The sequence below is a fragment of the Vibrio sp. V19_P1S1T109 genome, assembly GCF_002241375.1.
Classification (GTDB): Bacteria; Pseudomonadota; Gammaproteobacteria; order Enterobacterales; family Vibrionaceae; genus Vibrio; species Vibrio anguillarum.
The window spans coordinates 1-7,837 of record NZ_NDIM01000338.1; the positions used below are offsets into that span (position 1 = coordinate 1).

At 47.7% G+C, this 7,837-nt stretch carries 6 protein-coding genes and 1 pseudogene; 6 read left to right on the top strand and 1 reads right to left on the bottom strand.

What is annotated here, in order from left to right:
* From citS to B9J87_RS15935, 6 genes and pseudogenes are all read left to right on the top strand, one after another.
* Nucleotides 1–1,328 (top strand): citrate/sodium symporter CitS (gene citS / locus B9J87_RS15910; RefSeq protein WP_254918148.1); only part of this gene is annotated, 1,328 nt, incomplete at its 5' end.
* Nucleotides 1,329–1,348: 20 nt separating this feature from the next.
* Nucleotides 1,349–1,682 (top strand): annotated as a pseudogene (locus tag B9J87_RS15915) (OadG family protein).
* Between the two features lie 17 nt (nucleotides 1,683–1,699).
* Nucleotides 1,700–3,514 (top strand): sodium-extruding oxaloacetate decarboxylase subunit alpha, encoded by a 1,815-nt coding sequence (oadA, locus tag B9J87_RS15920; protein WP_094151675.1) that lies wholly within the window; start codon nucleotides 1,700–1,702, stop codon nucleotides 3,512–3,514.
* A gap of 15 nt (nucleotides 3,515–3,529) precedes the next feature.
* Nucleotides 3,530–4,831: a sodium ion-translocating decarboxylase subunit beta gene (locus tag B9J87_RS15925; RefSeq protein ID WP_094125731.1), complete on the top strand. Its 1,302-nt coding sequence runs from the start codon at nucleotides 3,530–3,532 to the stop codon at nucleotides 4,829–4,831.
* 70 nt (nucleotides 4,832–4,901) lie between these two features.
* Complete coding sequence (locus B9J87_RS15930) at nucleotides 4,902–6,608, top strand: ATP-binding protein (RefSeq protein ID WP_088732984.1); 1,707 nt, start codon at nucleotides 4,902–4,904, stop codon at nucleotides 6,606–6,608.
* 2 nt (nucleotides 6,609–6,610) lie between these two features.
* Nucleotides 6,611–7,294: a response regulator gene (locus B9J87_RS15935; protein ID WP_017048248.1), complete on the top strand. Its 684-nt coding sequence runs from the start codon at nucleotides 6,611–6,613 to the stop codon at nucleotides 7,292–7,294.
* Nucleotides 7,295–7,307: 13 nt separating this feature from the next.
* Here B9J87_RS15935 and B9J87_RS15940 read toward each other — a convergent pair whose 3' ends face one another.
* Nucleotides 7,308–7,580, bottom strand: coding sequence for a hypothetical protein (locus B9J87_RS15940; RefSeq protein ID WP_017048247.1), 273 nt, complete (start codon nucleotides 7,578–7,580; stop codon nucleotides 7,308–7,310).
* Between the last annotated feature and the right edge of the window lie 257 nt (nucleotides 7,581–7,837).

Consider the following 7,837-nt stretch of genomic DNA (forward strand, 5'->3'; position numbering starts at 1 on the left):
CCCTATATTTAGATAAAAAGTCCGCAGGTGGATTGAATCTAAGCCAGATAAAAATATTTGGCACTCCACTCCCTTTATTTTTATTTTTACTGATCACTGTATTAGCCGCCCATATTACTGACACTTTACCTAGCGGTCTGGTCGGTGGTTTTTCTTTTATGTTTGTCATCGGCGCGATATTTGGCGAAGTTGGCAAACGCCTACCTATTTTTAATAAATACATCGGCGGTGCACCGGTAATGATTTTCTTGGTTGCTGCTTGGTTCGTCCACATGGGCTGGCTCAGCGACCGTGAAATAAAAACCGTGACCGAAGTGATGGATAAGAGCAAGTTCTTGGATCTGTTCATCGCAGTACTCATTACTGGCTCCATTTTGGCGGTCAACCGTAAACTACTGATCCGCTCTCTAGCCGGTTACATTCCAACCATTCTGGCTGCGGTTGCCGGTGCGGCGATATTTGGTATCGCTATCGGCCTCGTATTTGGTATCACCCCTGATCGCATCATGATGCTGTATGTGCTGCCGATTATGGGCGGTGGTAATGGCGCAGGTGCAATTCCACTTTCCGAGATATATGAATCGGTCACTGGTGGTTCAAAAGAACAATACTACTCAGTAGCGGTCGCCATTTTAACTATCGCTAATATAGTGGCTATCATCGTAGCTGCTGCTCTGAACATTATTGGTGAAAAGATCCCATTATTAACTGGCAATGGCGAGCTAGTACGCAGATCAAAACTAGACGTCAATGAAGAAGCCCAAAATCTTAATATCACTCACCGTGAAATTGCGATTGGTTTAATGCTGGCCGCATGTGTGTACACCTTCTCTTACGCTTTATCGAAAGAAATTCTGCCCGGTTTTGGCTCGATTCAGATCCACACTTTTGCTTACATGGTGGTGATCATCGCCATACTTAACGCGGCGGGTTTGTGCAGTGATGAAATCAAAGAGGGCGCGAAACGCCTGTCGAATTTCTTCTCAAAACAGATGCTGTGGCTATTGATGGTCGGCGTTGGTATTGCTTATACCGATCTGGCGGAAATCATCAATGCCTTAACCTTTACTAACGTGATTATTGCCACTGTTATTGTACTTGGGGCGACTTTGGGTGCTGCTTTAGGTGGTTGGGCGATGGGCTTCTATCCTATTGAATCCTCTATCACCGCAGGTCTGTGTATGGCTAATCGCGGCGGTTCTGGTGACCTTGAAGTGCTCGCGGCCTCTAACCGTATGAATTTGCTCTCTTACGCACAAATCTCTTCACGTCTGGGTGGCGGCATTGTGCTCGTTATCGCCAGCGTGGTGTTCGGTATGTTTGTTTAACCCTTGCTCCTTGGGATTATTTGGCGCGCCTAGCGCGCCTCTTTTTTCTCCCTATTTTCAACCCTGTTTTTATCACTGGAAGTGACTATGCAATCAACCTCACTATTCCTCGAAGGGATTAATTTGCTGACCCTGGGGATGGGCTTTGTGTTCATCTTTTTGATTTTCTTAGTATTTGCAACTCGCACCATGTCGTACTTGATTGTACGTTTTGCCCCGCCTCAAGTACCAACCAAAACGGGCAATAAAAAAACACCAGCCAATAAGGCTAAATCCAAACAAAACCAAGGTGAGTTGCTCGCGGTGCTCACCGCCGCTATCCATCACCATAAAGCACAACAAAAATTATCTTAGTGAAGGAGAAATAACAGATGACTCAGGCGATTAAACGCGTAGGTGTAACCGATGTCGTATTACGCGACGCTCACCAATCTCTTTTTGCCACTCGCTTACGGATTGACGACATGCTGCCGATTGCGCAGCAATTAGATCAGATCGGCTATTGGTCTTTGGAATGTTGGGGAGGCGCGACTTTTGACAGTTGCATCCGCTTTTTAGGCGAAGACCCATGGCAACGCCTACGCTTGCTCAAACAAGCCATGCCCAATACGCCACTGCAAATGCTACTGCGCGGACAAAACCTACTCGGCTATCGTCACTATGCTGATGATGTAGTGGATACCTTTGTCGAGCGCGCAGTGAAAAATGGCATGGATGTGTTTCGCGTATTCGATGCGATGAATGATGTGCGTAACATGCAACAAGCTCTACAAGCGGTGAAAAAGATGGGCGCACATGCGCAAGGCACGCTCTGTTACACCACGAGTCCAGTGCACAATTTACAAACTTGGGTCGACATAGCGCAGCAACTGTCGGAGCTGGGTGTCGATTCGATTGCCCTTAAAGATATGGCCGGCATTTTAACCCCGTATTCTGCCGAAGAGTTAATCTCAACCCTGAAAAGACAAGTGGATGTCGAATTACATCTGCACTGCCACTCCACTGCTGGCCTTGCCGATATGACCTTACTCAAAGCGATTGAAGCGGGCGTTGATCGGGTCGATACCGCGATTTCCAGCATGAGTGGCACTTATGGTCATCCAGCGACGGAATCTCTGGTCGCCACCTTGCAAGGCACGGGCTACGACACCGGGTTGGATATCGCTAAGCTCGAAAATATTGCGACCTATTTCCGCGATGTACGCAAAAAATACCACGCCTTTGAAGGCATGATGAAAGGCAGTGATGCACGTATTTTGGTGGCGCAAGTCCCGGGCGGTATGCTGACCAACATGGAAAGCCAACTCAAACAGCAAAACGCACTGGATAAACTCGATTTAGTGCTCGAAGAGATCCCGCGTGTACGTGAAGAGCTTGGCTTTTTGCCACTAGTGACTCCGACGTCACAAATCGTGGGTACACAAGCGGTGATCAACGTCGTAATGGGTGAGCGTTACAAAACCATCACTAAAGAAACCAGCGGAGTACTGAAAGGTGAATACGGTAAAACACCTGCGCCGGTCAACGTGCAGTTGCAAGCTCGAGTATTAGCAGGTGCTGAGCCCATAACCTGCCGTCCCGCTGATTTGATTACTGCTGAAATGCCAACCTTGCAAGACCGCGTATTACAGCAAGCTAAAGAGCAACACATCACTCTAGCCAAGAATGCGATTGATGATGTGCTGACCATTGCGCTGTTCGATCAAGTGGGTTGGAAGTTCCTCGCGAATCGCCATAACCCAGAAGCATTTGAACCCGCACCACAAGCAGCAAAAACTGGTGACGCCTCTCAAATGCCTACGGCAAAAACCAAAGCCGCGTCAGTGGAAAGTCAGTCCGTCGCAAGTAACGGTGTCTACACCATTACCGTCAACAACCAAAGCTATGTGGTGAAGGTAGATGAAGGCGGCGAGCTGACACATGTCGCGCCAGCAGCGTCGGCCAATAACGCACCAGTACCGAGTGCAGCAGAAGGTGAAAACCTCGCAGCCCCCCTTTCTGGCAATATCTGGAAAATTCATGCGGCAGCAGGTGATGAAGTGGCTGAAGGCGATGTCTTGCTGATCTTAGAAGCGATGAAGATGGAAACTGAAATCCGCGCCCCACGTGCCGGAGTGATCAGTGTCATTGAAGTCAATGAAGGCGATGCAGTACAAGTCGGCGACGCCTTGCTAGTACTAGCGTAATCAGGGACAAAAATAATGGAAAACGTTTTAGCTATGGTGCGTGATTTTGGCCTATTCCACCTCCAGTGGGGGCAAGCCATCATGATCCTTGTCGGTTTAGCGCTGCTCTATCTGGCTATTTTTAAACGCTTTGAGCCTTTGCTACTAGTGCCTATTGGGTTTGGTGGCATTCTCTCTAATCTGCCTGATGCAGGGCTTGCCATGTCGGCGATAGAAAATGCCTTGTATGCCGCCAAACCGGAAGTGATGACGGCCTTTTCAGAGGTACTGCAACTTAGCTCGTACATGCCTTTGGAGATTAAGCAAGCACTGAGTAGTGCAACGCCACTGCAAATGACCACCTTGCACTTGCTCGCCGAGCAGTATCAGTACAGCGATGGCATGCTTTATCTGTTTTACAGTCTAGCCATCGCCTCCGGAGTTGGCCCTCTACTCATTTTTATGGGCGTAGGGGCAATGACGGATTTTGGTCCACTGCTCGCCAACCCCAAAACCCTGCTGCTCGGTGCGGCGGCTCAGTTTGGTATTTTCACTACCGTACTGGGTGCATTGGCATTAAGCAGTTTAGGGGTGATGGATTTTAGCGTGGCGCAAGCCGCCGCGATTGGCATCATAGGTGGTGCGGATGGCCCTACGGCAATTTACGTCTCGAGCATGCTCGCACCTGAATTGTTGGGGGCAATTGCGGTCGCAGCCTACTCCTACATGGCGTTAGTACCTATGATTCAGCCGCCGATAATGCGTGCGCTGACCACGCAAGAAGAACGCAAAATTCAGATGCATCAACTGCGCCAGGTACACAAGCTAGAAAAAATTGGCTTTCCACTGCTGTTACTGATTTTGATTGCGCTCTTACTGCCTTCTGCAACGCCACTGCTCGGTATGTTCTGCTTTGGCAACTTGATGCGTGAGTGTGGTGTGGTGGAGCGTTTATCCGACACAGCGCAAAACGCACTGATTAACATAGTGACTATTTTCCTTGGCCTATCAGTCGGTTCGAAACTGATGGCGGATAAATTCCTCCAGCCACAAACTATCGGCATTTTGGTGCTCGGTATTGTTGCGTTTTGTGTCGGTACTGCCGCAGGGGTTTTGATGGCTAAACTGATGAACCGTTTCTCCACCACCAAACTCAACCCACTGATTGGTTCAGCCGGAGTTTCTGCCGTGCCGATGGCGGCACGCGTCTCCAACAAGGTCGGGCTAGAAGCCAACGCGCAGAATTTTTTGCTGATGCATGCCATGGGACCAAACGTCGCTGGGGTCATTGGCTCTGCAGTAGCGGCAGGTGTTATGATCAAATATGTGATGGGATAGACATTATTGATTGGTGTTTCTTAGACTCCAATCAATAAGCCTCACTTATAGCAAGGATAGACTCGCCGGCATGAAAATATCACTAGCCCACTTTTTACACACCAAAGTCTGCCAGACTCTTTCGTTTCAGCAAAGGGTCGGTGCACTACTGGTTGCTATGGTAGTGATCCAGCTTTTGCTGGTAGCCGGCTTTTTCCATCAAACTCTTAGTGAAACCCTACAAGATCAGATCAGCACTAAGGCTCTGATTCAAGCGCGTGAGATTGCGACTGACCCCAATTTAATTGCCCTAATCCAACAAAATCGTCTCACCGAAGTACAGACTAAAATCGATCGCCTACAACGCATTTCAGATGCCAACTTTATTGTGATTGGCGATGCCAATGGTATTCGCATTGCCCATCCAGATGAGCGAAAAATTGGTTTACCCATGCAAGGCGGTGACAGCAGTAGAGCGTTAAAAGAGGGCGAATATTACACCTCAACCCAAAAAGGCAGCCTAGGCTGGGCAATTCGCGGTAAGGCTGCTGTTGTCTCACCTTCCGGACAGGTTCTGGGTGTGGTTTCTGTGGGCTATTTACTCGATCATATCAGTGATTGGCTACGCATTTACTCCTATCCAATGCTCAGTACTGTGGCCCTACTCATGCTGCTTTCTGGATTGAGCGCTTGGCTGTTTACCCGCCATATCAAGCAACAGATGTTCAATATGGAGCCGGAAGAGATCGCCATGAACCTCAACCTGCAGCAATCCATTCTACAAAGTGTGTATGAAGGAATAGTTGCGATTAGCTTGAAGGGTGAAATCCTTTCTGTGAACGCTAAGGCACTGAATATTCTTGGCATTGCCCACCAACCGAATCATCTGATTGGACGTAATGTTCAAGAGTTCATCACTCCGACTTACTTTTTCATGGGTGCTAGTCCGTTTGGTCAGTTAGCACAGCAAAACAGCACCAGCCAGCAAGATGAACTGATTAGCTGTAATGGTGAAACCTTGGTGGCGAACCGTGTGCCAATCAATTCAGGGCAACAGCAAATTGGTTGGGTGGTGAGTTTTCGTCGCCGCAACGACTTCAATACGCTGACTTCCCAGCTTAGCCAGATCCGTCAGCACAACGATAACCTACGCGTAATGAGTCACGAGTTTGCTAACCGACTATCCACCATCGGCGGCTTAATTCAAATCGGCGCATACGATGAAGCCGTCAAAACCATTCGCCGCGAAACCGCCGAGCAGCAGCAACTGATCGATTTCATCTCCCAGACCTTTCATCCCAAAGTGATCGCAGGATTACTGCTCGGTAAATACAGCCGTGCTAAAGAGCTAGGGCTGTGCTTGGAGTTCGACCCGATGTCACATCTACATCAAGAGCCGCAATGCATGACGTCAGATGAGCTGGCGGCAGTGCTCGGTAACCTACTGGATAACGCATTTGAAGCGACGCTAAAAAACCCAAACAACAATAAAACCATATCCCTGCTGCTGACCGATAACGGTGAAGAGTTGGTGATTGAAGTGGCAGATAATGGCAATGGCATTCCTGCCGACATTGCCCAAACCTTGTTTCTCAAGGGAGTGAGTAGCAAAAACCAGCAAGGACACGGTATTGGACTTTACCTTGTTCATCAATTTGTCACTCAGGCTCATGGTTCGATACTTATCGACAGTGCAGAGCCGCAAGGGACTATTTTTTCTATTTTTATTCCCAATCGACCCAAAACACTTGTGGCGGAAAACCACTTACCACTAGCTGAAGGGCATAATAAGAGCTGATTATGATGGAATTAATCGACGTATTGATCGTAGAGGATGAAACGAGCATTGCTGATGTGCACAGCTTTTATCTCAAACAAACTACCCGCTTTCGCCCTGTTGGCGTGGCACAAAGTATTAATGAAGCACGTAACATGGTGCGCATTCTCAAGCCTAAACTGATTTTTTTAGACAACTACCTACCAGATGGTCGTGGCATAGAGTTTTTAAAGGAGCTAACTCATCAACCGCAAGCACCAGATGTGATTTTTATCACTGCCGCTTCCGATATGGAGACAGTACGCGAAGCTGTTCGCTGCGGAGTATTTGATTACCTGTTAAAACCAATTGCCTATGATCGAGTGCAAAACTCGCTGGAGCGTTATCTAAAATACACTAGCTCGCTGCGCGCTAATGACAGCGTCAATCAGCGCCACGTTGATGAACTGTTTAATTTTCAGGCTAAAACTGAGCAACTCGATAGTTTACCCAAAGGGATAGATGAACTTACTTTGATCAAAATCCAAGAGATTTATCACCATGAACCACAAACCGCGTACACCGCAGAGTTGTTAGGACAAGCGATTGGGATCAGCAAAACCACCGCCAGACGTTATCTTGAATATTGTGTGGCCAGTGGTTTTCTGGAAGCTTGTATCCAGCATGGTCGGGTAGGTCGTCCTGAGCGGCTTTACCAAAAACGCTAACTACCGCTTTGATTTATAACGTGTAATGGAAGGGGAGCACTTCGGTACTCTCCCCTATTTCCAGCACCCCTTCTAAGTTGTCGCTATGACACTGACAAAGTGGGATCACAAACACCCCTTCTTCATCTTTATCGCATTTTACCAACATCGCCTGAGAAGACGGTGCTAAACAGTTAATCTCGGAACAAAACGCCTGACTTTCACGGCTAAAATGTTGCCAATACGCCAACCAATTTTCTCGCGCTTGAGCAGAAGCCAAATCTCTAGAAACCTTTCTAACTAACATCGCATCACCACTGTGGCTATTGAGTCGCTCTATTACAATGGATTTCGACTCGCCTGAGCATGAAGTAATTCAAAGTTCGCCGTAACGGAAAAAATCTTATTGGTTTTTATGTATTTATATAGCGATGAACGTTGAAGTAGTCGCATTGTAATGGCGTGGAGGGTAACTGGTTGCCTGGCCGAAAAATAGGAGCTGGGAACGACCAAATTTTAATTAAGAAAAATTAAATATTGTTATGTTTAATGCCGACATTCATG